Source organism: Rhodoferax sp. EU05-FHT12H12, from assembly GCF_058791215.1.
In genome coordinates this window covers 256,389-281,001 of the sequence record NZ_JBYTDI010000005.1, presented here as the reverse complement: position 1 = coordinate 281,001, position 24,613 = coordinate 256,389, and the positions used below count along the sequence as shown (strand labels likewise).

Below are 24,613 nucleotides of genomic sequence, written 5' to 3'. Positions count from 1 at the left end.
GTTTTGTTTTTTGGTGAGCAACTGCTTGAATTAAAGTACCTGCAGCTGACTGTGGGCCTACGGACTTGCCCTTGGTCTGATCCAACAACCCGAGGAGACGAGTCATGAATCTGGATTTCAAAGGCCGCGTGGCCATCGTAACGGGCGCAGGCGGCGGCTTGGGTCGCCAACATGCGCTGGCATTGGCTGCACGCGGCGCCAAAGTGGTGGTGAATGATCTGGGCGGTGCGCGCGATGGCTCCGGCGGTTCGCTCTCCGCAGCAGAGTCGGTGGTGGCCGAGATCCGCGCGGCGGGCGGCGAGGCGATGGCCAACGGTGCGTCCGTCACCGACTTTGAGGCCGTGCAGGCCATGGTGCAGCAGGCCATAGACGCCTGGGGCCGAGTGGATATTCTGGTGAACAACGCTGGCATCCTGCGTGACAAGAGTTTTGCCAAGATGGAGATTGCCGACTTCCGCACCGTGGTGGATGTGCACCTCATGGGCGCGGTGCATTGCTGCAAGGCGGTGTGGCCCCACATGAACGAACAGAAGTACGGCCGCATTCTGATGACCACCTCCAGCTCCGGCCTGTATGGCAACTTCGGCCAGAGCAATTACGGCGCGGCCAAGCTGGCGCTGGTGGGCCTGATGCAGACCCTGGCCCTGGAAGGTGCCAAAAACAATATCCATGTCAACAGCCTGGCCCCCACGGCGGCCACCCGCATGACCGAGGGCCTGATGCCGCCCCAGGTGCTCGAAGCCCTCAAGCCCGAAGCCGTGGTGCCTGCCATGCTGGTGCTGGTGTCCGAAGGCGCGCCTACGCGCACCACGCTGTGTGCCGGTGCTGGCAGTGTGGAGGCGGCGCACATCACGCTCACACAAGGCGCATGGATAGGGCTGGAAGCCCAAGCCCCCGAAACACTGGCGGCCAACTTGCAACAAGTGCTGGCGCGTGCGGGCGATACGGTGCCGGAGAGTGGTGCTGCACAGGGCGGCCAGGAAGTGGCACGTGCCATGGCCCAACTGGGTGGGCGCTGAGCCCGGGGTTCAAAAAACGGTAGCTGCCGCGGGCGGTGCGCTGCCCGCGTTTTCCCATGACCGTCGCTCGGCCTCGTCCACCACCGCCACCGGATCGGCACTGGCCGCATGCACCGTGACCACGCCCATGCCGTAGCGCGGCATGAAGGTGTGGAAGGCTTCGTCCAGGCCCACCACATTCAGCGGTTTGGACAGCACCATGCGCAGGCGCAGCACAGTGCGCTCGACCAATTCCTCGTGTTTGATGCCCGAAATCACCACCACAAAGCAGCGCGGGTGGTACAGGCCCACCACACACCGGAAGCCCACCGCACGGCGGATGCGCGCGGTGATGGAGGTCAGGATTTGCTGGTCCACCCGGTGGCCGGCGGATTCGCCCAGCTCGTAGAGGTTGTGCAGGTGCAGGCACACCACGGTGCACTGCCCGTGCATGCGGGCGCCACGCCAAAAAGCATCGTCCACCTTGGACAGCAGGACCGAGCCCGTGGGCAAGCCGGTGGCCGGGTCCGCCCCCTGGGCCAGGCCCGCCAGGCGCAACAACTTGCGGTGCTGCCGGTTGCGCCGCACGGCCAAGGCGGTGGCCAGCAGAAAGTAGGCCACGGTGCAAAAGGCGGTAAGCGCCATGCCCTGCCAGCCAAACCAGGCCGGGTGCAGGGTGTAGGTGTAGAGCCCCAGACTCATGCCCGCCAGGAAAACACAGGCCACCACCATCCAGCGGGCCAACTCGTCCCCCAGCACATGGGCGCGCACAGAGACACCCAGCGCCAGCAGCACGGCTGCGCCGCTGAAACCGGCCGCCACTTTGATCACGTCCTCGGGGCTTTGGCCTTCGTAGTTCAGCGCCCAAAACGCCAGCAACACCGAGGTGCCGATCAACACCGTGGCACCCCAGGCCAGGCAGTAGTAGACGACGCGGTCTTCCGCGGCGGTGCCCAGCCACAGGCCCAGATAAATCAGCGACAAGGCGCCGCACAGCGGCCCTAGGCTGGCCTTCAGGGTGAGCCAGATGGTGGGCGAGAGCTCGGGAAACCACAAGGCGGGCAGGCTGGTCATCAGCATGGCGCAGCTGCCCAGCATCAGCACGAAAATCAGCCCGCGCCACGATGCGACGCTGCGGTTCATGAGTACGTCGGCCAGCGCCACGGCTGCCATGGTTAACAGGCCACCGAGCATGCAGGACCAAACCATCAGTTCGGATGTTTCCACCAAGCCATTATTCACCAGCCGCTGGGCCTCTCCCTTGAAATCTGCCCGCCCAACCCCAGTTGCCTGAAACCTGCAAACTCAACCCGGCGCCTGCAGCAAATGCCCGCCTGTGGTAACTTTGCGCCCCGAAGAAAAATGGAAGGGCCCTTAGGCATGGACAGTAGAGAAGCGGCCCTGAGTGCCCTGACAGCAGACCGCCTGCGCGGCATCCGCCGGGGTGTGGAAAAAGAAAGCCTGCGCGCGCTGCCCAGCGGCATGCTGGCGATGACCTCGCACCCCCAGGCGCTGGGCTCGGCCCTCACCCACCCCCACATCACCACCGATTTCAGCGAATCGCAGGTCGAGCTGATCACCGGTGTGCATGCAGATCCCGAGGCATGCTTGCAGGAATTGGCCGATGTGCAGCAGTTCACCCTGGGCACCATGGGCGATGAGCGCCTGTGGGTCTCCAGCATGCCCTGTTGCTTGCCGGATGACGACACGATTCCGCTGGGCCAATACGGTTCATCGAATGTGGCGCAGTCCAAGACCGTGTACCGCCGTGGCCTGGGCCACCGCTACGGTCGGCGCATGCAAACCATCTCGGGCATTCACTACAACTGGTCGCTGCCCGATGTCAGCAGCGAGCAGTACTTTGGGCTGATTCGCAACTTCCGTCGCCATGCATTTTTGCTGTTGTATTTGTTTGGCGCCTCGCCCGCGGTGTGTGCGTCTTTTGTGGCGGGCCGCCAGCACCAGCTCCAGCCGCTGAGCGAAGGCACCATGTACCTGCCCTATGCCACCTCGTTGCGCATGGGCCGTCTGGGCTACCAGAGCGATGCCCAGGCCTCGCTGGCCGTGAGCTACAACAGCCTGGAGGGCTATGCCCACTCGCTGCACGGCGCGCTGACCCAACCCTATGCACCCTATGAGACGGTGGGTGTGCGCGGGGAAGACGGCGTCTACAAGCAGTTGGCGACCACGCTGCTGCAGATTGAAAACGAGTTCTACGGCACCATCCGCCCCAAGCGCGTCACCTTTGCTGGCGAGCGTCCGCTGCACGCCCTGCGCGAGCGCGGTGTGGAGTACGTGGAAGTGCGCCTGATGGACCTGGACCCGTTTGAGGTTGTGGGCATCAACAGCCAGACCATGCGCTTTCTGGACGTGTTTTTGCTGCACTGTCTGTCTGTCGCCAGCCCTGACGACACGCCGCAAGAGATTGCCGCCGTGGGCCGCAACCAGCATGCGGTGGCCGAGCGCGGCCGCGAGCCCGGCCTGTTGCTACAGCGTGGTGACACCCAAGTCACACTGACCAGCTGGGGCCAAGAGCTTCTCGACGGCATGGTGGGCATTGCACAGGCGCTGGATGCAGCCCATGGCACTGACGCCTACAGCCGCGCCGTGCAAGCGGCCCAGCATGCCTTGCAGCACCCCGACACCTTGCCCTCGGCCCGTGTGCTGCGCGCCATTACCGAGCAGCACGACGGCTCCTTTGTGGCCTTTGCCCGCGCACAGTCGGAGCAAACCCGTGCTGCCATGTTGCAGACCCCCCCGGCGCCGGCGGTGGCTGCACGCTTTGCGGCAGAGTCGCAAGCGTCTTGGGACGCGCAACGCGCCATCGAGGCGGCGGACACCATGCCGTTTGATGTGTACCTGAAGGAATACCTGGCACCGCACCGCTTGCAGGCGCGGGCGGTCAAGGTGGGCTGACGGCGCGGCTTTTCTTTCTCTGGTGGGACTGGTTTTTTTAACACCCACTCCCCCAGCCCCTCGCCCCGTCGGCGAGGGGAGCCTTTAACTGCCGATTTGGAGGCAGTCTCCGGTTACGGAGCTACACAAGAGCCGTCACCGACGGATAGGTACGCCACGGCCAGCACCAACGGTTGTGGTGAATGCACACATGTTGGTGCGGAGCCACTGGCGAGCGCAGCCGCCAGCGTTGGCAAACACACTCCTCTGAAGTTCCACAACCGTTGGCACAGGCCGTGGTGTGAAGTAGCAGCGGCAACATCACCCCAGTCGCCACGCAGTCGGCGCGCAACCACCAAATATGGCTGTTGAAAGGCTCCCCTCGCCGACGGGGCGAGGGGCTGGGGGAGTGGGTGTTCAAAAAGCAAAACCCCAAAAACAAAAAAGCCGGCATCCAATGCCGGCTTAGTGGAGACGAGCAGAAAGCTTAGGCCGCCTTGCGAACCCGAGCCACTTTCTTGGCAACAGCGCGCTTGGCAGTCGCCGCCTTGGCCTTCACTTTGGAGCCTGCAATCTTGCTCACCAGCACACCGCTCTGGGCTTCCAGCTTGGCGGCCACATTGCCAACCGCCACCGCGGCGGGCACAGCAGCCACCGCAATCGTGTTCAGCGTGGACAGGCCGGTGCTCTTCTCAAAGCGGCTGGCGTTGGCCGCCACTTGCTCCAGGCCCTTGCCGGCCAGTTCCATGGCCTTGTTGACGGCGCTGTCGGCACCGTCGGTGGTCAGCGTCACGCCCTGGGTGTAGAGGGAGGTGACTTTCTTTTGGGCGGCCACGGCGTTGGTACGCACTTCGGCGCTGATGCGGTTGCCAGCCTTCTTGACCGCAGCGGCCCAGGACTGGTCGACATAACCCACGGCACGGGCATTGCCCACGCGGTAGGCATTGATCACGTTCTTGGCAGTGTTGCCATAAGACGCGATCAGTTCGGTGGTCACGGTGGACAGTTTCTTGTTGGCCATGGAAAACTCCTGCAAAGTGGATGAATGAAAAACCAGTGCCTTGCATTCTCCAAAGCCCCCCTAGTGAAGGCACCTTAAATCCCGCCTCTTTCCTAGAGGCGCCTGCCTAAGCAGGGCAGGGGCGGCACATGCCGGACAATGCAGGGTTTAGCGCACAGGCAGAAAGACGACACGGCATGGCAATTCAGTGGTTCCCGGGGCATATGCACCTGACGCGCAAGGCGATCCAGGACCGCATCAAGGCGATTGATGTGGTCATTGAGTTGCTGGACGCGCGCCTGCCCGGATCGAGTGCCAACCCCATGCTGGCCGAGATGACCGCAGGCAAACCGGCGCTCAAAGTGCTGAACAAGCAAGACCTGGCCGATCCCGCGCGCACCGCACTCTGGCTGGCGCACTACAACGCCATGCCCGGCGTGCGCGCACTCCCGCTGGATGCCAGCATGACCACGCCCGCGCGTGCGCTGGTGGCCGCCTGCCACGAGCTGGCCCCCAACCGCGGCGGCATGGCCAAGCCCATGCGCGTGCTGATCTGCGGCATTCCCAACGTGGGCAAGTCCACCCTCATCAACACCCTGAAGGGCAAGCGCGCCGCCAAGACCGGCGACGAGGCCGGTGTCACCAAGCTGGAGCAGCGCATCACCATTGCGGACGACTTCTACCTCTACGACACACCCGGCGTGCTGTGGCCGCGCATCATTGTGGCCAAGAGCGGCTACAACCTGGCCGCCAGCGGCGCCATTGGCAAGAACGCCTTTGACGAGGAAGAGGTGGCGCTGGAGCTGCTGGATTACCTGCGCCAGCACTACGCCAACGCGCTGGAGGCGCGTTACAAGCTGACCGGTGTGGCCGCGCAAACCGACGAACAGCTGCTGGACGCGATAGGCCGCAAGCGCGGTGCGCTGCAAAGCGGCGGCAAGATCAACCTGCAGAAGGCGGCCGAGATCGTGATCCACGACTTCCGGGCCTGCGCCATCGGCCGGATGACACTGGAGACCCCCGCCGAGTTTGCCGATTGGTTGGCCGTGGGTCAGAAGCTGGATGCCGAGCGCCAGCTCAAGAAAGACGCTATCGAGCTGGACCGCAAGATCCGCTTCAAGAAAGTGCCCCGCCCACCGCGCGTGGACGACGCCGGGACCGAGGAATAGAACCAAATAGGCATCTAGCCCTCGTGGATATTGCGCAAGCAGCTCCTGAATTCATAGCAAACTGAGTCGCTGCCATGTGCATCAACTTCCGGCCCGCAGCCAACCCGGCCTTTCTGGCCGAGCGCCTGGGCCCGCTGGAGCCGCCGCTGGGCCACTTGGAAGACATCTTTCCAGGCTACAGCGCGCCGGTGGCCCTGCGCCGCGGTGGTGCTGGCAACAGCCTGGCCGCGCTGCGGCCGGCACAGTTTGGCCTGGTGCCGCACTGGTGCCCGGATGCCGCGCAGGCGCGCGATATCAGCCGCAAGACCTACAACGCACGCAGCGAAACCGCTGCCAGCAAGCCCAGCTTTCGTACCGCCTGGGCCGCCCGCCAGTGGGTGCTGGTGCCGATGCAGTGTTTTTTTGAGCCCAGCTGGGAAGATGCCGCAGCCAACAGCGGCCGCCCCACGCGCTGGCGCATTGCGCGCGCCGATGGCCAACCCTTTGCCGTGGCCGGCCTGTGGGATCGCTGGACCGACCCCGCCACGGGCAGTGTGCAGGGCAGCTTCACGGTGCTCACGGTGAATGCCGATGGCCACGCGGTGATGGGCCGCATGCACCGGCCCGACGAGGAAAAACGCATGCCGGTGATCGTGCCGCCTGCGCACTATGCCGACTGGCTGCAGGCCAGCCCGCAGCAGGCGGGGGACTTCATGCGTGCGGCGCCAGCCGAAGACCTGGTGGCCGCTGCAGCCCCGCTGGACCGGGCTGTACCCGAGGCACCGAACCTCTCGCTGTTTTAGAACGCCTCAGCGCCCCAGGTGGCTGCGTGCCCAGCGCACGATATCCGCCGTGCCCATGGCGCCGGGCTGGCGTGCAATCTCCCGGCCCCCGGCAAACAGCGCCAGGGTGGGAATGCTGCGGATCTGAAAACGTGCGGCCAGATTCGGCACCGCTTCGGTGTCGACCTTGGCCAGGCGCAGCTGCGGCTCCAACTGTGCGGCGGCTTGCGCAAATGCCGGTGCCATCTGTCGGCAGGGCCCGCACCAGGGGGCCCAAAAGTCCACCAGCACCGGGATGTGGTTGCGCGCGATGTGTTTGTCAAAGGCCGCTTCGTCCAGCGCCACCGGCTGGGCTACAAACAGGGGTTTCTTGCAACTGCCGCAGTCGGGTGCGCTGCCCAGCTGGGCGTGTTGCACGCGGTTGGTGGTGTGGCAGTGGGGGCAAACAATGTGCAGGGCGTCGGTCATGCCCTTTAACTGGGGCGGTTGGCCGGGCTTTCAAGCCACTGGCGTACGGCGGTTTGCAGTGCCTCGGCCTGGTCCAGCATCACCCAGTGGCCGCTGCGAAAGCCCAACGCGACATTGGCCGGGTTGCGGGCCAGCGTTTCCAGCCAGCGTGGCGAATGGAACATGAAGGGCTTGTGTGTGCCGTAGGCGTAGAACAGCGGGCACTGGGGCCGCACCGGCAGCGTGTGGCGCAGGCCACCGGCTGCGCCCAGCCAGGCCATGGCGTAGGGCCGGTTCATGTGCCAGTGGATGGCCGCTGGCGCCAGCGGGCAGCGCAGTATGCGGGCCATGTAGCGGGTCATGCGATCGGCCAGGCCTTCGCTCCCCAACACGCCCAGGCCCCAGGCCCCCGCCAGCCAGAGCTGGTAGCCCAGGATTTGCAGCTTCTGTTTGGTACCCAGCGCGCGCCGGTAGGCGCCGCTGTTGTGGTCGCCAATGTCGATACCCACGATGCGCGCCACCCGGTCGGGGTGGCGCATGGCCAGTTCGTAGCCAAAAATGCAGCCCCAGTCGTGCAGCAGCAGCGTGACGGGCTGCTGCGGACTCACCGTGTCCACAATCGCCAGTAGCTGCGCGGTCATCTCTGCCAGCGAGCGGGCCTTGCCGTTGTGCGGAGTTTCAAAACCGGGCATGGTGAAGCGCACACAGCGGTACTGCGGTGCCAGGGCGGTCACCATGCCGTCCCACAGGCGGTAGGTGTCGGGCCAGCCGTGCAGCATCACCACCGTGTGGCTGCCCCGGCCTTCCAGGAAGACCTCGGTCTCGTTGACGTAAAAACTGTGTTGGCTCATGGGTTTGCTATTGAATGAGTAGCTGCTTGCGCTTGTGCTTATTGGGCTGCAGCCCGAAAGTAGGCAATCCGGTCCGCATCGGACGGGTGCGAGGCGAAGGCAATGCCGAGCCAGGAGGGGCTGTCTTCAGCCTCGGTTTTCCCATCGACGGAGTCTTTGGCTTTTTGCTGACGCTCGTGTTCCAGCGCCTCAAACAGCGTGACCATGTGCAGGGGGGACAGGCTCGCAGCCTGGAGCACCTGCACGGCATGGGCATCGGCCTCCCGTTCGGCTTCGCGCGAGTAATGGGCCTGGCCCAGCAGGGCGGGCACGGCTGCCAGCAGGGTGCTGAAGTCTCCCAGTACCACGGCGCCTAAGGCGCCCAACACGGTGGCCTGCACCAGCATGCGCAGGCCATGGCGTTGTTGCACATGGCCCAGCTCGTGGGCCAATACGGCGGTCAGCACCCGGGTGTCGGCATTCACCAGGGCCACCATCTCGTCGGTCATGATGATGGTGCCACCCGGCAGGGCCAGGGCGTTGGGGCCGATCTTGCTCTGGCGAAAGACCAGTCTCCAGGAACGCTGGCTGGCCGCGTCCTGGTGCGCCACCGCGTCCGTAAAGGCCTGGGTAATGCGCGCCTGCTCGGCCTGTGGCAGTTGGCTAGGCTGCATCAGGGCTTCATCGACGGCGGCCAAGGTGCTTTCGCCCAGGCTTTGCTCGATGCCGGGTGGCGTGGCGGCCACCACGGCACGCGCCACCAAGGGCAGGCCCCAGAGCTGCAGCGCCACCACCAGCGCAACCAGCACCGTCACACTGCCGGCTACCCAGCGCCAGCTCTGCTGCATCTTCACAACCAGTGATTCGCGCTGGCCCTGGCTCTGCGCCCAGGCGTCCCAGGCGGGGCCGTCGTCGCATTGCACATGGCCGCCACTGGCCAGGTGGGCCAGGCGCTGGCCGTGGCGCGTGCGCTCGGGCCATTGCACCTGGTGGGCGGGCACCCGCAGGTCCACGCCCTCGCCCTGGATGTGCAGGCTGCGCTGCCGGCCCTCGCCCAGCAGCTGCAGTGTCACAGGCTGGGCGCGGGCGCTGCGGCCGTCAAAGTAGGTGGCGGGCAGGGAGCTGCCGGCACTGTGCACGGCTCAGAGCCCCACATCCAGGCCAAAGAAGTCGCCGGCAGCGTCCCCCGCCGCATCGCCTTCACGGGGGTGCACCTGCGAAACCAGCAGATCCGGGTTGGCGCGCGACTTGACGCTCACGGCCTCCAGCCGCACACGCGCCAGCGCCACGGCGGCGAAAGGCCAGTACAGGCCCAGGGTGATGACGATCAGCAGCCAGTTCTTGAGGGTGACCCAAAGCAGGGAACGCACGCGTAGCGTGCTCACAAAACGCAGCTCGGTATTGCCGGTTTTGGTCCACACCAGGTTTTGCAGGCGGGCTACGGCGTAGGGCTTGATACCGACCAGCACGGCCAGCATGATCAGCAGGGCTGGCAGGAAGGCGGCAGCCATCATCCAGATGCCGGTTTGTCTGCGCATGCCCTCCAGCCCCTCCATGCCGGAAGCCAGGCCAAACAGAATGCCCACGGGCAGCACGATGGCCATCAACCACATGCCGATGATCTTGAGCGCCAGCAGATAAAAAGAACCCACCGAGGCTCGGAAGCTGGTTTGCAGGTGGCCCAGGCTGTAGTGGTTGTGCTGGTATTGCTTGAGGTTCCACATCAGCCAGGGGGTGATGGCCAGTGTGGTCAGCATGACCCCCAAGGCCAGGAAGCCGAACCAGGCAGGTGGTGCAGACTCATCGTTGACAAAAGCGAGTCCTCCGACCAGGACCAGGCCGGGAAGGAACAAGGGCAACACCGCCCGGTAGGCGCTGGGCAAATCGCCGGTGAACCGAAAACGCAAGCCGCGCCAGCTGGTGTTGGCCAGGCGGAACTGCATGGACGACTTGAACAGCGCAGGCCACAAGCCGGCGACCAGCACCAGGGCCACCAGACCGGCCATGCTGGAAAACTCGCCCGCGATTGAATACAGGATGAAAAGAACGCCGACCAGGGCATAACCCTTGAACATTTTTTTGGGATCGCCATGGAAACCCAGGGGCTGGCCACCGACCAGTGTGTTGCCCATGAAGTAGCGCAGGCGGCGTGCTTTGGCCCAGGGGAAGTAGAGGCCCAACGTAACCAACATCAGCAGCAGGTTGACGATCCAGATGCGGAAGTACTCGCTGCCGGAGCCGGTGAAGGCGATGGGGATCTGGTTGGTCGAGGTGGGCACTTGCACCTCGGTGTCGGGCGCGTCGAAGGGATGGGTTGCGCCGGACGTGGCAGTGTCTGCATGTTGCATGCGGGGAGTCCTCCTTGAAAGTGGTTGGGGCTTGTCGCCCTCTGTTGTAGCCACGATCATATAGCGATGCAGCCGCCTTTCTTGGCGCCTGTGGCGGGCCAAGCGTTCAGGGTCGGGCGCGCAGCTCGGGCTCCAGCGTGTCCCACAGTTCACGCTCGGCCAGTGGGGTTTCGGCGGGCAACAAGGGGTTGCTGATCTTGAAGACACGCCGCCCGCTGAGATGCAACTCGCTGAGGATGGATTTTTTGAAAATCTGGTATCGCTTCTCGAACTTGCCGCTTTTCATGAGCAGGCGCAAGCCTTCCTCGGCGCGTTGCGCCAGACGCTCACCTTCGGCCGTGCGCGGGAAGAAGAAGTAGCGCGGCAGCGGGTAATAGAGCAGCAGCTTGCGCTCGATGGCCAGTCCCGGGTAGACGCGGCTGCCGCTGGTCAGCTCATGGCTGATTTCGTTGACCCCGCGCGAGAACAGGTCAAAGCGTTTGGAATCCAGCATCGGCAGCAGCAAATCATAGGTGGGTGCGGTGACCACCGTGAATCCGTTGGCACGCAGGATTTCGGTGTCGACCCAGGTGGCCCCCTGGCCAATCGACAACAACTGCAACTGCTCCAGTGTGCGCACGGGGTCGGTCCATGCCTGCGTGTCCGCCTTGATGAGAAACAGGCGGTAGCCGGTCAGCCCCTTGTCCAGCGGGATGCGGATGGGGCGCAGTGCCTGTTCGCGTGCGACGCTGGTGGTGCGAGTCATGACGCTGATGTCGGTGGCCGTAGTCAGCAGCAACTCTGCCCGACCCGTATTCATGACTTTGGGGCTGGCTTGCAACACATAGGGGCCCCATTTGGGACTTGTCGCGTCCAGTGCGGCCTGCAGCAGCTCCCAGTAGTAGTTCAGGCGCACATCGGAGCCGCTTTCGGGGGGCGGGTAGGCATAACGCATGGTCTGTGCCTGCGCCCACAAGGGGCAGACCAACAAAAGCGTGGCAAGCAGATGTCTCAACGACGGGATCATGGGTGGCTCGTGTCCCTTGTTTTTCTCTTGATCCCAGTGTAGCCCGCTTGTGTGACAGCTCCCCAACGGGTGTAGGCCTTGCGTGAGCCGCCTTCAAACCGGGCGTCGTCGGCGGTCTGTTTGCCGTCTTCGTAGCAGCTGCGGTGCAGGCCGCTCCGCGGTTTCGTTCCCGTTGTTGGTGTTGATGGACTTGCCGCCCAGGGTCGGGCGCCAAGTGGGGGGTGTCATCGGTTTTTAGGTAAAATAGGGCTGTAGCCAGCGTGGAATATGCGCAAATAGCTACCAAAAATATAGCAATAGAGTGACAGACTTGCATCTGTGCGGCACCTGATCTATATCAATGACTGTAGCGCGGCCCGCGCGCAGCATGGAGCTTGGTTCATTTTTTGGAAGGCGAGGTGCGTATGTTCAAACACATTCTTTTGGCCACCGATGGCTCCACCGCTTCGGCCCACGCTGGCTCCCTGGCCGTGGGCCTGGCGCGTACCCATGGCGCCCAGCTCACCGCGGTGTACGTGTCTGACCCCTACCCCTACCTGGGTGTGGGTGAGGCCAATCCCATGGGCTACCAGGCCTATGCCGCCGCCGCGCAGGAACTGGCTGCCCAGGCCCATGCCCAGGCAGACGCCCTGTGCCGCGAAGGCGGCCCGGTGGTGGCCATGCAGGCCAAGCTGGTGGAGGGGGTGACCGCGGCCAGCGGCATTGTGCAGGCCGCGGCTGAAGTGGGGGCCGACCTGATTGTGCTGGGCTCCCACGGCCGAACCGGTATCGTTCGCCTGATGCTGGGCAGCGTGGCCACCAAGGTGGTGGCTGAGAGCCCGGTGCCGGTGCTGGTGACGCGATAAGGGCCTGAGCCCATGGCTTGAAAACGGCCACGCGGCCTCCAGCTACGGCGTTCCTGCAACGCTTTGGATCGGAGCCCTGTGGCCTTTGTTGTGTTTTGCCTGGCTGCTGCCGGGCTCCTGGCCTGGTTGCTGGGCTATCCCTGGTGGCAGCGCACCCGGCGCCGTGGGCTGCAGGCGCAGCCCTTTCCCAAACACTGGCGCACCTTGCTGCGCCGCCGTGTGCCGATGGTGGCCCGCCTGCCAGCCGACCTGCAGCTGCAGCTCAAGCAGCACATCCAGGTGTTTGTGGCCGAGAAAACCTTTATAGGCTGCGCCGGCCTGCAGGTGACCGAAGAGATGCGGGTGGTGGTGGCGGCCAATGCCTGTTTGCTGTTGCTCAACCGGCCCGACGCGGCGGCTTACTTTCCCAAGGTGCGGCAAATCCTCATGTACCCCGGTGCCTTTGTGGTGAACCGCCGCCATACCGATGCTGCCGGTGTGCAGCAGGAGCAGCGCGAGGCGCTGGCGGGTGAATCCTGGGGCGAGGGGCAGGTGATTCTGTCCTGGCAAGACACGCTGGATGGCGCGGCCACTGCGGATGACGGGCGCAACGTGGTGATCCACGAATTTGCCCACCAGCTGGACCAGGAGAACGGCCGTGCCGTAGGCGCACCGCTGCCAGTGCTGGGGGATGCGCGCTACAACGCCGCCCGCTGGCAGCGGGTGTTTGAAGACGCCTACGAGCATTTGCGCCAGCAGGTCTTCATGGGCGAGCAGGGCCTGCTGAACCACTACGGAGCGCAAGATCCGGCGGAGTTTTTTGCCGTGGTGAGCGAGGTGTTTTTTGAGCAGGGCCGCGCGCTGGCGGCCGAGTACCCGCAGGTGTACGCGGAGTTGCGCGGCTTTTTTAGGGTCGATCCGGCGAGTTGGTAAGGCCTGGGGCGTGGGGCACGGCACAATGTTTGCTCCATGCCCGATATGAACGCCCTCACCACCCCGGTACACACGCACACGCTGTTCGAAGACGCGCAGGCCATCTTCACCGGCACGCTGTTCGTCAGCCTGGCACTCATCCTGTTTGCGCAGGCGGGGCTGCTCACCGGCGGCACGGCGGGTGTGGCCTTTGTGCTGCACTACGCCACGGGGGTGAGCCTGGGCAAGCTGTTTTTCCTCATCAACCTGCCGTTTTACTGGTTTGCCTGGCGCCGCATGGGGCGCGAGTTCACGCTCAAGACTTTTGTGGCCATCACGTTTTTGTCGGCCATGGCCGAGTGGTCACCGCGCCTCTTTGCCATCGAGCGGCTGCACCCGGCCTATGCTGCAGTGCTGGGCGGGTTGCTGCTGGGCTCGGGCTGCCTGTTTCTGGCGCGGCACCGCGCCAGTTTGGGCGGCGCCACCATCGTCTCGCTGTACCTGCAGCAGTCGCGCGGCTGGCGCGCCGGCGTGGTGCAAATGGGCATGGACTGCACCATTGTGCTGCTGGCCCTGACTGTGGTGGACCCGGTGCGGGTGGCCTATTCGGTGCTGGCAGCCGTGGTGATGAATCTCTTCATCGCCATCAACCACCGGCCCGGGCGCTACGCAGTGCTTTAGCGTTCGTCGTCATGCAGGTGCCGACCAGGGCCACGCGGCGCAGGCGCTAGTCCATGCTGCGGGGCAGGGCGAAGAAAGGCACGCAAGCCCAGCGCCACCGCCCCGCTCAGGGTTTACACACCCAGGAACTCGGCCAGCGCCGCGGTCTCCATGGCGCCCGCGTTGGTCACCACGGTGCCGGTCTTGAGGTTCTTGGCCAGGATGTAGGGCACCGACTCCACCTTCAGGCTGTTGAACAACTCGGTGTTGGCCTTGATGGTGGCTTCGTGTTCAGGCGACATGCTGGCGGGCAGTGGGGCTCCGCCGGTGCCAGCGAGCAAAGAGGCTTCGTGTGCGGTCATGAACTCGGCTGGGTTGCCTGCCGCCAGAATGGCGGCACCCTGAGGCGCACTTTTGCCGTTGATGAAAGACACCGGGACCCAGACGAACTTGACCTTGCCCAGCAAGGGCTGGGAGGTGTTCCACAAGTGGCCGCAGTGGGGGCACTGGGGGTCAAACAGGACAAACACCGGGTTGGCGCTCATCAATGCGCCCACGGTGAAGCCCTTGCTGGTGGTGGCCACTTTTTCATAGGCCTGGGCGGGAGGCAGGGCGCTGGCGGGTGCGGCGGCCGGTGTTGTTTCTTCGGACTTGGAGCAGCCTGCGAGACCGGCCATGGCAGCCACCAGGGGCAGGGCCAGCAGGTGCAAGCGTTGGCGTTGGGCGCGGGGCGTTGGGGTAGCTTTCAGCATGGGTGTTCAGAAGAGTTGGGGGGCAGAACCGTGCAAGCAAGGTTCAACAAGGGTGGAGTGTGCCAGCAGCCAAAAGGTTCCCGGGTTGGTCATTTTGCAGGCACCCTTGGCAAAGCCCCTGTTGGCGCGGGTTTTGCCGCTTGTGAACATAGTTATCCACAAAGTCACGCACAGTTTACGGGTGCAACTTTGCGGGGTGAGAAAACGATTTCTGGATTTTCATTTTCGGTTCATTTTTGCTAGCACAGTTTTTCCCTCCATTGACAAAACTGCACCCTTTCACACCAGGCATGTCTTGGGCTGCTTAAAAAATAGGCGTCGTGTGGCAAGCCACGGCTGGCGCGGTTTTGGCGGCTTGTTCCGGTGGTTATCCACAACGTTGTCTCCATGAATTTGGGGTAAGTTTTTTTCGTTTTTTTTGAATTTGGCCTCGCCAGGGCCGTGGCGGCAATGCGTCCCACTATCATTTCTGCAGTAGCCAGCCCCGATGGATTGCGTGTGGCGCCGGCATCTGCCATAGTGTGCTCGGGTCAGGGAAACCAAGAGTCAGGCACCACTACATGCTGCTGTTCAAGCTGTCGGATCGACCTTACTCGTTGCGCAGCAACTTGAGGCTGCTGGTCTTTGTGTGTGTGCTGCCGGCCACACTGGTGAGTGCCCTGCTGACCTATTCCACCTACCAGTTGCGCCGCGAGCAGGTGGAGCAACAAACGGTGTTGTTGGGCCTGTCGGTTCTGGCTGACCTGGAGCGCGATCTGGCCTCCATCGAATCCGTCCTCAAGGTCATGGCCACGGCGCCGGAACTCGTCGATGGCGACCTGCGTGGCTTTTACCAGCGCGCCACCAACACCCTGGGCACGGGGCTGGCCTACAACTACATCCTGACCGATGTGCAAGGGCACCAGCTGCTCAACACCCTGCGCCCCTGGGGCGCCCCCCTGCCCACTACCGGGACTCCGCCGCAGCTCGCGCGCGCATTCACCGAACAAACCAGCGTGCTGACCGACCTGTTTATGGGGCCTGTGGCCCGCCGTCAGGCGGTGGCCATGGGGGTCCCGGTGAAGGTGGGGGACCGGGTTCCCTACGTGCTCAACATCGGTTTGGACCCCGCACGCATCCAGACGCTGCTGGGGCAGCAGCATTTGCCAACGGGCTGGCTGGTGGCGGTGCTCGACAGCAGTGGCCATATTGTGGGGCGTTCGCGTGATGCGGGGCGTTATCTTGGCCAGTCTGCTGTGCCCGAGCTGCTGGCGGCCATGGCGCTGCGTGACAGCGACACCCTGCTGTCAGAGACCAAGGACGGTGTGCCGGTGTTCACGGCCTACACCACCTCCAAGGCCTGGCGCTGGCGTGTGGTGGTGGGTGCCCCCCGCGCCGTGTTGATGCAAGATCTTCTCTCCCATCTGGGGTGGGTACTGGGCGGCATTCTGGCGGCGTATGGTTTGGGCCTGTGGTTGGCACGCGCCATTTCCCTGCGTGTGCTGGCCTCGGTACGTGAACTGAACGACGCTGCCCAAGCCCTGAGCCATGGCGAAGAAGTGGCCTTGCCCACCATGCGCCTCCAAGAGGCCGAGGCGGTGGGCGCCGCACTGGTGCAGGCTTCGCTGGCCATGAAGCAGGTCAAATTTTTTGCCCAACACGATGCGCTGACAGGGTTGCCCAACCGGTTGTTGTTTGACGAAGTGGCCGAACGGAGTCTGGCCTTTGCCCAGCGGCGAGGCCACACCCTTGCCGTGGTGGCGGTGGACCTGGACGGCTTCAAGACCGTGAACGACACCCAGGGCCATGCGACGGGGGATGAGGTGCTCAAAGCGGTCGCGCAGCGTATCCAGACCGCCATTCGCGCCTCGGACATTGTGGCGCGCATTGGCGGGGATGAATTCATTCTGCTGCTCAGCGAGGTGGACCAGGTCGCAGCGATGGACACGGCAGAGCGCATTGTTTCGGCGCTCTCGGAGCCTTACCCGCAAGTGCTGGCACCGGTGTCGGCTAGCGCGGGAGTGGCACTGTTTCCGCGCCACGGCTCCGACACCAAAACCCTGGCGCTGGCGGCTGACCAAGCCCTGTACCGCGCCAAGCAAGCGGGCAAGCGACGCGCAATGCTGGCCTGAGGCGTCGGTGCAGGCCCCAGCCTGTACCATGCCGCAACTCCTGAAAGCGCCCATGGCCACGCCCGCCACACTGTCCGCCCCCTTGCACCCCACACTGCTGCACACCCTGCAGATCGATCCGGCGCAGCACCCCCGCGGCATGGCCCACCTGAGCGCGGCCAGCGGCCTGGTGCGTGTGCGCCAGCGCCTGTATGTGGTGGCTGACGACGAGTTGCATCTGGGCCAGTTTGACGACTGCGGCAGCCCCACGCCTGCAGCCGCACCCGGCCGCTTGTTGCGCCTGCTGGACGGCGAACTGCCTCAGGGCAAAAAGCAGCGCAAGGCGGCCAAACCGGATTTGGAGAGTTTGGCCCTGTTGCCCCCTTTGCCGGGTTGTCCGGCGGGCGCACTGCTGGCCCTGGGCTCGGGCTCGCGGCCCAACCGAGAAACCGGTGTGCTGGTGGCGCTGGACGTGGCGGGCCAACCTAATGGCCGTATGGCTACGCTGGATCTGGGCGGACTCTATGCGCCGCTGCACAAGCGTTTTGCAGACCTCAATATCGAGGGCGCGCTGGTGGTCAGCGGTGAGCTGCTGCTCTTGCAGCGTGGCAACCTGGCGGACCCCCACAGCGCCTGCATCCGTTACGACTGGAACCAGATTGCGCCCTGGCTGGCAGGCCTGCAGCCCCAGCCACCCGCCGCCAAAAGCGTGCAACGGATGGACCTGGGGCATGTGGACGGTGTGCCGCTCACGCTGACCGACGGCACACCGTTGCACGGCGGTGCTTGGGCTTTTGCTGCCGTGGCCGAGAGCTCGGACGACAGCTATGCGGATGGTGCCTGTGTGGCCAGTGCGGTTGGTATCGTGTTGCCCGACGGCCAGGTGCGGCAGGTGCATCTCTTGCACGGTGCACCCAAGGTGGAAGGCCTTGCCGTGCTGTCCGATGGCAGCGATTGGGTGTTTACCATGGTGACCGACCCCGACGACCCCCAACAGGCCGCGCAGCTGTTGCAGCTGCGCCTGCCCCAGGACAAGGACACACAAGCATGACATTGCACCGCCGCCACGCCGCGTTTGCTGCCCTTTGGTTGCTCAACCTTCCGATCACGTTTGCCCAGCCGGTCCACCTGACCGGCAACAGCCCCGCCCTGGTGGACGCAGCGGCGCGTGGGCAGTGGGGCAAGGTGCTGGTGCTGCTGGACGGTGGGGCGCCAATTGAATCGCGCGCGGACACGGCGCGCAGCCGCAACGCCACGCCCGTGCTGGCCGCCACGCAGGGCAACCATGTGGATGTGGTGCGTCTGCTGGTCTCCCGCGGTGCCAATGTGAATGCGCAGGATGCGCAGCAAGACAGTGCCTTCCTGCTGGCCAGTGCCAGTGGTTACACCGACATCGTGCAGGCCACCTTGGCCGCAGGTGCCGATTTGGCCAGCACCAACCGCTACGGCGGCACCGCCCTGATTCCGGCCTGCCACTACGGCCATGTGGATACCGTGCGCCTGCTGCTCACCACCCGGATTGCGGTAGACCACGTCAACAATCTGGGCTGGACCGCGCTGCTGGAGGCCGTGATCCTGGGCGATGGCGGGCTGGCGCATGCCGAAATCGTGCGCATGCTGATTGCGGCCAAGGCCGATGTGAACCTGGCCGATGCCCAGGGCGTAACCCCCTTGCAGCACGCGCTGGCCCGCAAGCAGGTGCATGTGGCGGAGCTGCTGCGCGACGCCGGAGGCCGCTGATGGGGATGTACATCGGTGCACTGGCCGCCCAGAGCGGTGCCAGCGCTGGGAGCGCTTACTCTTCCAGAAAGTCGCCCGCGGTGGGCGCTTCGCTCGGGTCACGTGCCTTGCGCACGCCATGCTTGGCCAGAATTTCTACATAAAACTGCGTACCGCCACTCTGCACCACGGCGTCAATCAGCTTGGTGATTTCGGCCAGGTGGGCGCTCTGGGCGGCGTCTTCGGTGGGGCCAAAACGGCAGTCAAAGTCCCAAAAGTCCACGCCTTCGGGCAGGTCGCGGCGGCGCTCGCGTTTCACATATTTGCGGATTTCGTGCTTGGTGGCTTCGAGCAGGCGCTCAGGGTGTTTGCCTTCTACGGCAAGGGGAAATGTCTTTTTCATGGGGGTCCTGGGCCAACAAAGGCGGGTGGGCGATGATACGCCCCATGCAGGAACGCCACCCCACCCCCGACAAAGACACCATTGCCCTATTGCCGCCGTTCGAGCGCCTGGGGCTCGACCGCATCACTCTGGTGAGCACGGGCGCAGAGGCCAAAGAGGCCTATGCGGCCTTGACCGACACCCCCGCCTGGGGCTTTGACACCGAATCCAAACCCACCTTCAAGGTGGGCGATGTGTCCGACGGGCCGCACATCCTGCAGCTGGCCACGCCAGAGCGCGCCTGGGTGTTTCAGTTGATGGACCCCGCCTGCAGCGCTGTGGCGGCCGAGTTGCTGGCCCTGGGCGGCATTGCCAAGGCCGGCTTTGGCCTGGGCGATGACAAGAAACGCATTGTGAGCAAGCTGGGGGTGCAGCCCCAGGGCATTCTGGAGCTCAACACGGTGTTCCGCGAGCGCGGTTACCGCAAGGACATGGGCGTGAAGGGCGCAGTGGCCGTGCTGTTCAAGCAGCGCTTCATGAAGTCCAAAAAAGCCGCCACCAGCAACTGGGCCAATGCGCGGCTGAGTGAGTCGCAGCTGGTGTACGCCGCGAATGACGCGTATGCCGCCATCCGCGTGTTCCACGCGCTGGACCTGGCCTAAAGCTCTGGTCTGAGGCCAGGTCCGGTGGGTTGGTGGGGCTTAGTGCACCACGAATTCGTAGGCCACTTCCTCGCTCTCCACCATGTCCAGGATGTCGTTGAGCTCGTCTTCGCTCTCGGTGCTGGCCCAGGTTTCTTCGGGGTTGGTGGCAAACAGGGGTTCGATGGCTACGTCCAGAAACTGGCCGTTGGGCAACTTGAGCACGGGTGTGCCTTCCGAGGTTTCGACCAGCTCCCATTCGTCAGGTACGGACATTTCGAGTTTGATGGTGACGTGGAGTTTTTTCATAAGTTTCCTTGGTGGCTGAGGCGGCGAGGTTAACCCAGCCAGCCGTAAGATGGATGACACCCCCTCCCACCGAGCCTGCCATGCACATCACCGTTTACAGCACCCGCCCTTATGACCGGGCCGCCCTCAGCGCTGCCGCACAGGGCACGCCGCACCAGTGGACCTTTCTGGACGTGCGGCTGGACACCAGCACCGTAGCCACCGCAGCCGGGGCCGACGCGGTGTGTGTATTTGTGAACGACCAGCTACCGCGCGAAGTGCTGCAGGCCCTGCATGCGCTGGGCGTGCGCCTGGTGGTGCTGCGCTGCGCCGGCTTCAACCAGGTGGACCTGGCGGCTGCGGCCGAGCTGGGCATGGCCGTAGCCCGTGTGCCTGAATATTCGCCCTACGCCGTGGCCGAGCACACGCTGGCGCTGGTGCTCACGCTCAACCGGAAAATCCACCGCGCCTACGCCCGTGTGCGCGAGGGCAACTTTGCGCTGGATGGCCTGCTGGGTTTTGACCTGCATGGCCGCACCATCGGTGTGGTGGGTACGGGCCGCATTGGTGAAACCTTTTGCCGCCTGATGACCGGCTTTGGCTGCACGCTGCTGGCGGCAGACCCGCAGCCCAACCCGGCCTGTGTGGCCCTGGGCGTGTTGTACGTGCCGCTGCCCGAGCTGTTGGCGCGCAGCGATGTAGTGAGCCTGAACTGTCCACTCACGCCGCAGACCCATCACCTGATTGACGCGGCGGCTTTTGCCGGCATGAAGCGCGGCGCCATGCTGGTCAACACCAGCCGTGGCGCGGTGGTGGACACCCGCGCCGCCATTGAGGCATTGAAGAGCGGGCAACTGGGCGCCCTGGGGCTGGATGTGTACGAGGAGGAGGGCGACTTGTTCTTTCGTGACCTCTCGGGCGCAGCGATTCAGGACGATGTGTTTGCCCGTCTGCTTACCTTTCCCAATGTGGTGGTCACCGGGCACCAGGCGTTTTTTACCGAAGATGCGCTGGCTGCCATTGCCCGCACCACGCTGGACAACATCAGCAGCTTTGCAGCCACGGGCCAGCCGCGCCACCCGGTGTCGGTGGAGCGCGTCGTCTAAGTTGGACGCTCAGTGGGCCGGGGCACGGCCCCAGACGAGCAGCAGGTTGTTGGCCGGCAGCGCGTGGCGCGCCAGCAGTTGCAGACCGGCCAAGCCCGCCTGTTCCTGCACATCATCCAGCTGGCGAATGCCAAAACTCGCATCATGCGTGCGCAGACTCTGGTCGAAGTCCAGATTGCTTTGTGTGGGTACCACTCCGGCTTCGAAGTAGGGGCCGTAGGTGACCAGCTTGCCGCCCGGCGCCAAGTGCGTGGCGGCACCGCGCATCAGCGCGGTGCAGGCCTCCCAGGGCGCGATGTGCAGCATGTTGATGCACAGGATCAGGTCAAACGGCGTGTCTTCCAGTTGCCAGGGCGTCTTGCATACATCCAGCGGCAGCGCCACGTTCACATTGGCCAGGTCCGCCTCGGTGGCGCGCACCTCGATGTTGTAGAGCGCGCCGGGGTGCACCTCGGTCGGCTGCCAGGTCCACAGCGGCAGGTGCTGCGCCAGCCACACCACATGCTGGCCGGTGCCCGAGGCAATTTCCAGCGCCGTGCCCTGCGCGGGCAGAAAAGTCTGCAGCGCTTCCAGGATGGGCTGTTTGTTGCGTTCGGCAGAGGGGCTGAAGTCGGGTTGGGCCATGGGGCAATGATAGCGGGCCGGGTTTATGCGTCAAAAGAGCTGCTAGCCCCCGTAGAACAAGCGCCAGCAGCTCCTGAAACGATAGCGGTGCTAGTGTGGCATCGGTGCTTGCACCATGGCCTGCTGGCCGTAGCGCACTACCTTGCCACCGTGCTCGGCCGCGTAGGCCGCAGCCTCCGCGTGGGTGCTGAACCAGGCGTTGGGGTAGCCGTATTCGCGGCCCGTGGTGTAGTGCGCAAAGTCATGCGCAGCCTGCGCACGCAGTGTGGGCAGATACTCGGCCCAACTGGCGTGGCCCGCCTCCGCCGCCAGGGTGCGCAAGAAATGCTTGCGCTGCAGCAGGTGCCGCTGGCGGTACAGGTTGCTGAGTGATAACTCGGAAAACAGGCCCGCGTTGTGCGCACGCCGCAAGGCGGGGAGCGCCTGCGTGAGCGTGCCGGTCTGGGCGGCGCGGTGCAGCAGGCGGGCCTGGCGCAAGGCCAGGTCCAGCGCGCAGGGGCTGGTGTGTTGTGGAATGCTGGAAATGTGCATACCGACTCCTTGGAACAATTGGCCGTTCTCGCAGTGGGCCAGTGAGGAGGGGGTATGCAAGCGGGGTGCTTGCGATGCAGGTGCTTCGGCTTTTGCGAGGCGGGCGTCCTGCAAGCCCGCCGCTATTGTAGAGGCGCGGGCTGCAGGGCTACAGCCCGCAGCCCAGCCGCGCACTCACGGCCTGCGCGTCGGGCGTATCAAACACCATGTTGTGCTGCTCGGTCAGTGGGCCGCCGCCGGGCTCCACGCCACCGCGGGCGTCGTAGCCCACGGCCTTGAACTTCCACACCGTTCCGATGCGCTTGAGGTTGCCCACGTGGGCGCCGTCGGGCGTGTGCACGCTGTGCACATCGGCGTTCACGGGGATGAGGTGGAGTTCGGTCACGGGCGGTACCAAGGCTGGTTGATGAAGGGCTGGCCGAAGACAACGGGTTCGCCCACGCGGGGCAGCACGGTTTGCACGCCGGCCGTTTGGGCCGCGGCCAGGGTGCGCACGGCGGGCTCGGCCCAGTCATGGTAGGCCAGGTTGAAGGTGGCCCAGTGCACCGGCAGCAGGGTGGTGGCACCCAGGTCCCGCGCGGCTTGCACCGCAGACTCGGGGGCCATGTGAATGTCCATCCAGGTGTCGCCATAGGCGCCCACTTTGACCAGGGCCAGTTGCGGTGCGCCCAGCTTGTCGCGGATGGCTTTGAAGTGCCCGGCGTAGCCGGTGTCGCCGCTGTAGTACATCGAATGCGCGGGTCCTTTCACCATCCACGAAGCCCACAACGTGGAGTTGTCCATGCTGGTGCGGCCCGAGTAGTGGCGCGCTGGCGTGCAGTGGATGGTCACGCCCTTGATGCTGGCTTGCTCCCACCAGTCCATCTCGTGGATCTGCGCGGCAGGCACGCCCCAGCGCGCCAGGTGCGCGCCAATGCCCAGGCCCGCATAGATGTGGGTGCCACCTTGCGCCAGGTGGCGGATGGTGTCCCTGTCCAGGTGGTCAAAGTGGTCGTGGGAGATCACCACGGCGTCAATGTTCTTCCACTGTTCCAGTGGCAGCGGCGCCGGGTGCAGGCGCTTGGGGCCTATCCACTGGAAGGGCGAAGCCCGCAGCGACAGCACCGGGTCGGTCAGGATGCGCACACCGTCCAGTTCCACCAGCACACTGGCGTGGCCGAGCCACCAACTGCGCAGGCCAGGGGCTGCGGGGGCATCAAGCTGCTCGGCCCGCATCTTCACCACCGGCACTTCAAAGGTGGGCTCGCGCACTTGTTCGCCCAGGTAGTCGTGCAGCTCGCGGGCGAGCGACATATGGCTGACGTACGGTGGCGTGTTCTCAAAGCGGCCATGCTGGAACTGGGGCGACTGCTGCATGCGCTGCAGACGTGCGCCTTCGAAGGTGCCGCCAAAGGTGGGCAGCTGCAGCGTGCCCCAGGTGAGCAGTGCCAGCAGCACGGCAAACCCGGTCAGCCACTTCAAAAACTGGACGGTGCGGTGCATGGACAGACTCCCTGTGTGGTTTGCGCGCAGTGTATGCGGCTTGAGTTTAAGTGCCAAATTGGCCTCTAACCCTTATGGAATATGCGCAAGCAGCTACTGAAACAATAGCAATCCAGGCGGTGGCGCTTGCCCGTATGCTTCTGGCTTTCTGCTGTGGTGGGTGTGGTGATGAAAAAAATCGTACTGGTTTGGCTGTGGGCACTGTGCACCACCCTGGCATGGGCGCAGGCCCCCGTGCCGATGCTGTGGAAGGTGAGTGACGCTGACAACAGCATCTACCTGCTGGGTTCTTTTCACATGCTCAAGCCCAGCGACTACCCGCTGGCCCCCAGCGTGGGTGCCGCGCTGGCCGATGTACAGCAGGTTTATTTTGAAGTGGCGCCGCGCGAGATGGCTGACCCCGCCTTGCCCGCCCGGATGATGCAGGCCGCCACGCGCACCGATGGCAAGACCCTGCAGCAAGCCGTGTCGCCAGCCACCTGGCGGGCGCTGCAGCGCTACGCGGCCAAGAACCAGATGGACGTGGCCAGCCTGCAAGGCCTGAAACCCTGGTTTGTGGCCATGCTGCTGGCACTGACGGAAAGCCAGAAGCTGGGCCTGAACCCCGCGCTGGGGCTGGACCAGCACCTGATGGAGCGCGCCGCCCAAGCCGGCAAACCCACGCAGGGCCTGGAAACGGCCGAGGCCCAGATTGCCATGCTCGACAGCCTGGACGGCACGCTGCAAGACGCCTATCTGCAAGACACGCTGCGCGAGATTGGCGACTTCAAGGCGCTGTTTGAAGCGCTGCACACCGCTTGGCGCCAGGGCGACGCCAGCGCACTGGAGCGCGCGGCACTGGCCGAGATGCGTGACCAGTACCCCGTGCTCTACCAGCGTGTGAATGTGGACCGCAACAAGGTCTGGCTGCCGCAGCTCGAAGCCCTGCTGCGGGACAAGGCCCGCGACAACGTGCTGGTGGTGGTAGGCGCGCTGCATCTGGTGGGCAGCGACGGTGTGGTGCACCTGCTGGCCGGCAAGGGCTACCGGGTGGAGCGCCTGCCTTAGCCCGACTTAGGGCTGACTGTCTAACTAAAGCAACAGGAGCCTAGGGTAAACCCTTGATTGATGTATAGGGTTTACCCTATACTGCAGTGCAACATCAGTTG

The 24,613-nt window shown here is 64.6% G+C and carries 28 protein-coding genes; 13 read left to right on the top strand and 15 right to left on the bottom strand.

From position 1 onward, the window contains the following. The first annotated feature begins 104 nt into the window (after window positions 1-104). Complete coding sequence (locus AC3WS7_RS15850) at window positions 105-1,019, top strand: SDR family oxidoreductase (RefSeq protein ID WP_492657032.1); 915 nt, start codon at window positions 105-107, stop codon at window positions 1,017-1,019. Between the two features lie 9 nt (window positions 1,020-1,028). Here the strand turns inward: AC3WS7_RS15850 and AC3WS7_RS15845 are convergent, their stop codons facing one another. Beyond that, window positions 1,029-2,225, bottom strand: a complete 1,197-nt coding sequence (locus AC3WS7_RS15845) for a sensor domain-containing diguanylate cyclase (protein WP_492657031.1) — start codon at window positions 2,223-2,225, stop codon at window positions 1,029-1,031. A gap of 153 nt (window positions 2,226-2,378) precedes the next feature. Here AC3WS7_RS15845 and gshA point away from each other — a divergent pair, with 153 nt between their 5' ends. After that, window positions 2,379-3,914 (top strand): glutamate--cysteine ligase, encoded by a 1,536-nt coding sequence (gene gshA / locus AC3WS7_RS15840; protein ID WP_492657030.1) that lies wholly within the window; start codon window positions 2,379-2,381, stop codon window positions 3,912-3,914. A 466-nt stretch (window positions 3,915-4,380) separates the two neighbouring features. Here the strand turns inward: gshA and AC3WS7_RS15835 are convergent, their stop codons facing one another. Next, window positions 4,381-4,914 (bottom strand): hypothetical protein, encoded by a 534-nt coding sequence (locus tag AC3WS7_RS15835; protein WP_492657029.1) that lies wholly within the window; start codon window positions 4,912-4,914, stop codon window positions 4,381-4,383. Between the two features lie 176 nt (window positions 4,915-5,090). Between AC3WS7_RS15835 and ylqF the strand changes: the two genes are divergently transcribed. Together ylqF and AC3WS7_RS15825 are read left to right on the top strand one after the other, a co-directional pair. Continuing rightward, complete coding sequence (gene ylqF / locus AC3WS7_RS15830; RefSeq protein ID WP_492657028.1) at window positions 5,091-6,062, top strand: ribosome biogenesis GTPase YlqF; 972 nt, start codon at window positions 5,091-5,093, stop codon at window positions 6,060-6,062. 74 nt (window positions 6,063-6,136) lie between these two features. Continuing rightward, entirely contained in the window at window positions 6,137-6,844 is a 708-nt protein-coding gene (locus tag AC3WS7_RS15825) for an SOS response-associated peptidase (RefSeq protein WP_492657027.1), read from the top strand. 6 nt (window positions 6,845-6,850) lie between these two features. On the opposite strand, the gene trxC is transcribed toward AC3WS7_RS15825, so the two are convergent. The 5 genes from trxC to AC3WS7_RS15800 all read right to left on the bottom strand — a co-directional run bounded on the left by trxC (window position 6,851) and on the right by AC3WS7_RS15800 (window position 11,454). After that, the gene (gene trxC / locus AC3WS7_RS15820; RefSeq protein WP_492657026.1) at window positions 6,851-7,291 is read right to left on the bottom strand and encodes a thioredoxin TrxC; all 441 of its coding nucleotides are present in this window, start codon (window positions 7,289-7,291) and stop codon (window positions 6,851-6,853) included. Between the two features lie 5 nt (window positions 7,292-7,296). Then, entirely contained in the window at window positions 7,297-8,121 is an 825-nt protein-coding gene (locus AC3WS7_RS15815) for an alpha/beta fold hydrolase (protein WP_492657025.1), read from the bottom strand. Between the two features lie 38 nt (window positions 8,122-8,159). Then, on the bottom strand, window positions 8,160-9,239 hold the full coding sequence (locus AC3WS7_RS15810; protein WP_492657024.1) for a M48 family metallopeptidase: 1,080 nt from the start codon (window positions 9,237-9,239) through the stop codon (window positions 8,160-8,162). A 3-nt stretch (window positions 9,240-9,242) separates the two neighbouring features. Next, window positions 9,243-10,448, bottom strand: coding sequence for a YjgN family protein (locus AC3WS7_RS15805; protein WP_492657023.1), 1,206 nt, complete (start codon window positions 10,446-10,448; stop codon window positions 9,243-9,245). A 106-nt stretch (window positions 10,449-10,554) separates the two neighbouring features. Beyond that, window positions 10,555-11,454, bottom strand: coding sequence for a hypothetical protein (locus AC3WS7_RS15800; protein ID WP_492657022.1), 900 nt, complete (start codon window positions 11,452-11,454; stop codon window positions 10,555-10,557). Window positions 11,455-11,858: 404 nt separating this feature from the next. On the opposite strand from AC3WS7_RS15800, the gene AC3WS7_RS15795 reads away from it, so the two are divergent. The 3 genes from AC3WS7_RS15795 to AC3WS7_RS15785 all read left to right on the top strand — a co-directional run bounded on the left by AC3WS7_RS15795 (window position 11,859) and on the right by AC3WS7_RS15785 (window position 13,871). After that, a complete protein-coding gene (locus tag AC3WS7_RS15795) occupies window positions 11,859-12,299 on the top strand; it encodes a universal stress protein (RefSeq protein WP_492657021.1) in 441 nt (146 codons plus the stop codon). Window positions 12,300-12,377: 78 nt separating this feature from the next. After that, window positions 12,378-13,211 carry a M90 family metallopeptidase gene (locus AC3WS7_RS15790; protein ID WP_492657020.1) on the top strand — a complete coding sequence of 278 codons (834 nt, stop codon included), beginning with the start codon at window positions 12,378-12,380 and terminating at the stop codon, window positions 13,209-13,211. 36 nt (window positions 13,212-13,247) lie between these two features. Continuing rightward, the gene (locus AC3WS7_RS15785) at window positions 13,248-13,871 is read left to right on the top strand and encodes a YitT family protein (protein WP_315847934.1); all 624 of its coding nucleotides are present in this window, start codon (window positions 13,248-13,250) and stop codon (window positions 13,869-13,871) included. 113 nt (window positions 13,872-13,984) lie between these two features. Here AC3WS7_RS15785 and AC3WS7_RS15780 read toward each other — a convergent pair whose 3' ends face one another. Both AC3WS7_RS15780 and AC3WS7_RS15775 read right to left on the bottom strand, forming a co-directional pair. Further along, entirely contained in the window at window positions 13,985-14,602 is a 618-nt protein-coding gene (locus AC3WS7_RS15780; protein WP_296472204.1) for a thioredoxin domain-containing protein, read from the bottom strand. Between the two features lie 239 nt (window positions 14,603-14,841). Continuing rightward, window positions 14,842-15,120: a hypothetical protein gene (locus tag AC3WS7_RS15775; protein WP_492657019.1), complete on the bottom strand. Its 279-nt coding sequence runs from the start codon at window positions 15,118-15,120 to the stop codon at window positions 14,842-14,844. Between the two features lie 42 nt (window positions 15,121-15,162). Here AC3WS7_RS15775 and AC3WS7_RS15770 point away from each other — a divergent pair, with 42 nt between their 5' ends. From AC3WS7_RS15770 to AC3WS7_RS15760, 3 genes are read left to right on the top strand one after another with little or no spacing between them, the layout of a single operon-like run. Continuing rightward, complete coding sequence (locus tag AC3WS7_RS15770) at window positions 15,163-16,713, top strand: GGDEF domain-containing protein (protein ID WP_296472205.1); 1,551 nt, start codon at window positions 15,163-15,165, stop codon at window positions 16,711-16,713. Between the two features lie 28 nt (window positions 16,714-16,741). Continuing rightward, complete coding sequence (locus AC3WS7_RS15765) at window positions 16,742-17,743, top strand: DUF6910 family protein (RefSeq protein ID WP_492657018.1); 1,002 nt, start codon at window positions 16,742-16,744, stop codon at window positions 17,741-17,743. Beyond that, complete coding sequence (locus tag AC3WS7_RS15760) at window positions 17,740-18,432, top strand: ankyrin repeat domain-containing protein (protein ID WP_492657017.1); 693 nt, start codon at window positions 17,740-17,742, stop codon at window positions 18,430-18,432. Before AC3WS7_RS15765 ends, AC3WS7_RS15760 begins: the two co-directional genes overlap by 4 nt. A 55-nt stretch (window positions 18,433-18,487) precedes the next feature. Here the strand turns inward: AC3WS7_RS15760 and AC3WS7_RS15755 are convergent, their stop codons facing one another. Beyond that, the gene (locus AC3WS7_RS15755) at window positions 18,488-18,814 is read right to left on the bottom strand and encodes a DUF6172 family protein (protein ID WP_492657016.1); all 327 of its coding nucleotides are present in this window, start codon (window positions 18,812-18,814) and stop codon (window positions 18,488-18,490) included. 44 nt (window positions 18,815-18,858) lie between these two features. On the opposite strand from AC3WS7_RS15755, the gene AC3WS7_RS15750 reads away from it, so the two are divergent. Continuing rightward, window positions 18,859-19,455, top strand: coding sequence for a 3'-5' exonuclease (locus AC3WS7_RS15750; protein ID WP_296472212.1), 597 nt, complete (start codon window positions 18,859-18,861; stop codon window positions 19,453-19,455). 39 nt (window positions 19,456-19,494) lie between these two features. Here AC3WS7_RS15750 and AC3WS7_RS15745 read toward each other — a convergent pair whose 3' ends face one another. After that, window positions 19,495-19,743, bottom strand: coding sequence for a hypothetical protein (locus AC3WS7_RS15745; protein ID WP_296472214.1), 249 nt, complete (start codon window positions 19,741-19,743; stop codon window positions 19,495-19,497). Window positions 19,744-19,823: 80 nt separating this feature from the next. Between AC3WS7_RS15745 and AC3WS7_RS15740 the strand changes: the two genes are divergently transcribed. Further along, entirely contained in the window at window positions 19,824-20,828 is a 1,005-nt protein-coding gene (locus AC3WS7_RS15740) for a 2-hydroxyacid dehydrogenase (RefSeq protein ID WP_492657015.1), read from the top strand. Window positions 20,829-20,837: 9 nt separating this feature from the next. On the opposite strand, the gene AC3WS7_RS15735 is transcribed toward AC3WS7_RS15740, so the two are convergent. The 4 genes from AC3WS7_RS15735 to AC3WS7_RS15720 all read right to left on the bottom strand — a co-directional run bounded on the left by AC3WS7_RS15735 (window position 20,838) and on the right by AC3WS7_RS15720 (window position 23,465). After that, complete coding sequence (locus tag AC3WS7_RS15735; RefSeq protein WP_492657014.1) at window positions 20,838-21,452, bottom strand: DUF938 domain-containing protein; 615 nt, start codon at window positions 21,450-21,452, stop codon at window positions 20,838-20,840. 90 nt (window positions 21,453-21,542) lie between these two features. Continuing rightward, window positions 21,543-21,983: a hypothetical protein gene (locus AC3WS7_RS15730; protein WP_492657013.1), complete on the bottom strand. Its 441-nt coding sequence runs from the start codon at window positions 21,981-21,983 to the stop codon at window positions 21,543-21,545. A 148-nt stretch (window positions 21,984-22,131) separates the two neighbouring features. Next, window positions 22,132-22,368 (bottom strand): hypothetical protein, encoded by a 237-nt coding sequence (locus AC3WS7_RS15725; RefSeq protein WP_492657012.1) that lies wholly within the window; start codon window positions 22,366-22,368, stop codon window positions 22,132-22,134. Beyond that, window positions 22,365-23,465, bottom strand: coding sequence for an MBL fold metallo-hydrolase (locus AC3WS7_RS15720; protein ID WP_492657011.1), 1,101 nt, complete (start codon window positions 23,463-23,465; stop codon window positions 22,365-22,367). The genes AC3WS7_RS15725 and AC3WS7_RS15720 overlap by 4 nt, the downstream gene beginning before the upstream one ends. Before the next feature lie 168 nt (window positions 23,466-23,633). Between AC3WS7_RS15720 and AC3WS7_RS15715 the strand changes: the two genes are divergently transcribed. Then, window positions 23,634-24,512 carry a TraB/GumN family protein gene (locus AC3WS7_RS15715; protein ID WP_492657010.1) on the top strand — a complete coding sequence of 293 codons (879 nt, stop codon included), beginning with the start codon at window positions 23,634-23,636 and terminating at the stop codon, window positions 24,510-24,512. The last annotated feature ends 101 nt before the right edge of the window (window positions 24,513-24,613 follow it).

Bases quoted from the DNA above. Each gene is read 5' to 3' on its own strand.
- AC3WS7_RS15770 (WP_296472205.1), top strand. From the start codon at position 15,163: ATGCTGCTGTTCAAGCTGTCGGATCGACCTTACTCGTTGCGCAGCAAC.
- AC3WS7_RS15715 (WP_492657010.1), top strand. From the start codon at position 23,634: ATGAAAAAAATCGTACTGGTTTGGCTGTGGGCACTGTGCACCACCCTG.
- AC3WS7_RS15815 (WP_492657025.1), bottom strand. From the start codon at position 8,121: ATGAGCCAACACAGTTTTTACGTCAACGAGACCGAGGTCTTCCTGGAA.
- ylqF (WP_492657028.1), top strand. From the start codon at position 5,091: ATGGCAATTCAGTGGTTCCCGGGGCATATGCACCTGACGCGCAAGGCG.
- AC3WS7_RS15730 (WP_492657013.1), bottom strand. From the start codon at position 21,983: ATGCACATTTCCAGCATTCCACAACACACCAGCCCCTGCGCGCTGGAC.
- AC3WS7_RS15745 (WP_296472214.1), bottom strand. From the start codon at position 19,743: ATGAAAAAACTCCACGTCACCATCAAACTCGAAATGTCCGTACCTGAC.
- AC3WS7_RS15795 (WP_492657021.1), top strand. From the start codon at position 11,859: ATGTTCAAACACATTCTTTTGGCCACCGATGGCTCCACCGCTTCGGCC.
- AC3WS7_RS15850 (WP_492657032.1), top strand. From the start codon at position 105: ATGAATCTGGATTTCAAAGGCCGCGTGGCCATCGTAACGGGCGCAGGC.
- AC3WS7_RS15755 (WP_492657016.1), bottom strand. From the start codon at position 18,814: ATGAAAAAGACATTTCCCCTTGCCGTAGAAGGCAAACACCCTGAGCGC.
- AC3WS7_RS15805 (WP_492657023.1), bottom strand. From the start codon at position 10,448: ATGCAACATGCAGACACTGCCACGTCCGGCGCAACCCATCCCTTCGAC.
- AC3WS7_RS15750 (WP_296472212.1), top strand. From the start codon at position 18,859: ATGCAGGAACGCCACCCCACCCCCGACAAAGACACCATTGCCCTATTG.
- AC3WS7_RS15765 (WP_492657018.1), top strand. From the start codon at position 16,742: ATGCCGCAACTCCTGAAAGCGCCCATGGCCACGCCCGCCACACTGTCC.
- AC3WS7_RS15785 (WP_315847934.1), top strand. From the start codon at position 13,248: ATGCCCGATATGAACGCCCTCACCACCCCGGTACACACGCACACGCTG.
- trxC (WP_492657026.1), bottom strand. From the start codon at position 7,291: ATGACCGACGCCCTGCACATTGTTTGCCCCCACTGCCACACCACCAAC.
- AC3WS7_RS15775 (WP_492657019.1), bottom strand. From the start codon at position 15,120: ATGGCAGATGCCGGCGCCACACGCAATCCATCGGGGCTGGCTACTGCA.
- AC3WS7_RS15800 (WP_492657022.1), bottom strand. From the start codon at position 11,454: ATGATCCCGTCGTTGAGACATCTGCTTGCCACGCTTTTGTTGGTCTGC.
- AC3WS7_RS15735 (WP_492657014.1), bottom strand. From the start codon at position 21,452: ATGGCCCAACCCGACTTCAGCCCCTCTGCCGAACGCAACAAACAGCCC.
- AC3WS7_RS15780 (WP_296472204.1), bottom strand. From the start codon at position 14,602: ATGCTGAAAGCTACCCCAACGCCCCGCGCCCAACGCCAACGCTTGCAC.
- AC3WS7_RS15720 (WP_492657011.1), bottom strand. From the start codon at position 23,465: ATGCACCGCACCGTCCAGTTTTTGAAGTGGCTGACCGGGTTTGCCGTG.
- AC3WS7_RS15740 (WP_492657015.1), top strand. From the start codon at position 19,824: ATGCACATCACCGTTTACAGCACCCGCCCTTATGACCGGGCCGCCCTC.
- gshA (WP_492657030.1), top strand. From the start codon at position 2,379: ATGGACAGTAGAGAAGCGGCCCTGAGTGCCCTGACAGCAGACCGCCTG.
- AC3WS7_RS15835 (WP_492657029.1), bottom strand. From the start codon at position 4,914: ATGGCCAACAAGAAACTGTCCACCGTGACCACCGAACTGATCGCGTCT.
- AC3WS7_RS15760 (WP_492657017.1), top strand. From the start codon at position 17,740: ATGACATTGCACCGCCGCCACGCCGCGTTTGCTGCCCTTTGGTTGCTC.
- AC3WS7_RS15825 (WP_492657027.1), top strand. From the start codon at position 6,137: ATGTGCATCAACTTCCGGCCCGCAGCCAACCCGGCCTTTCTGGCCGAG.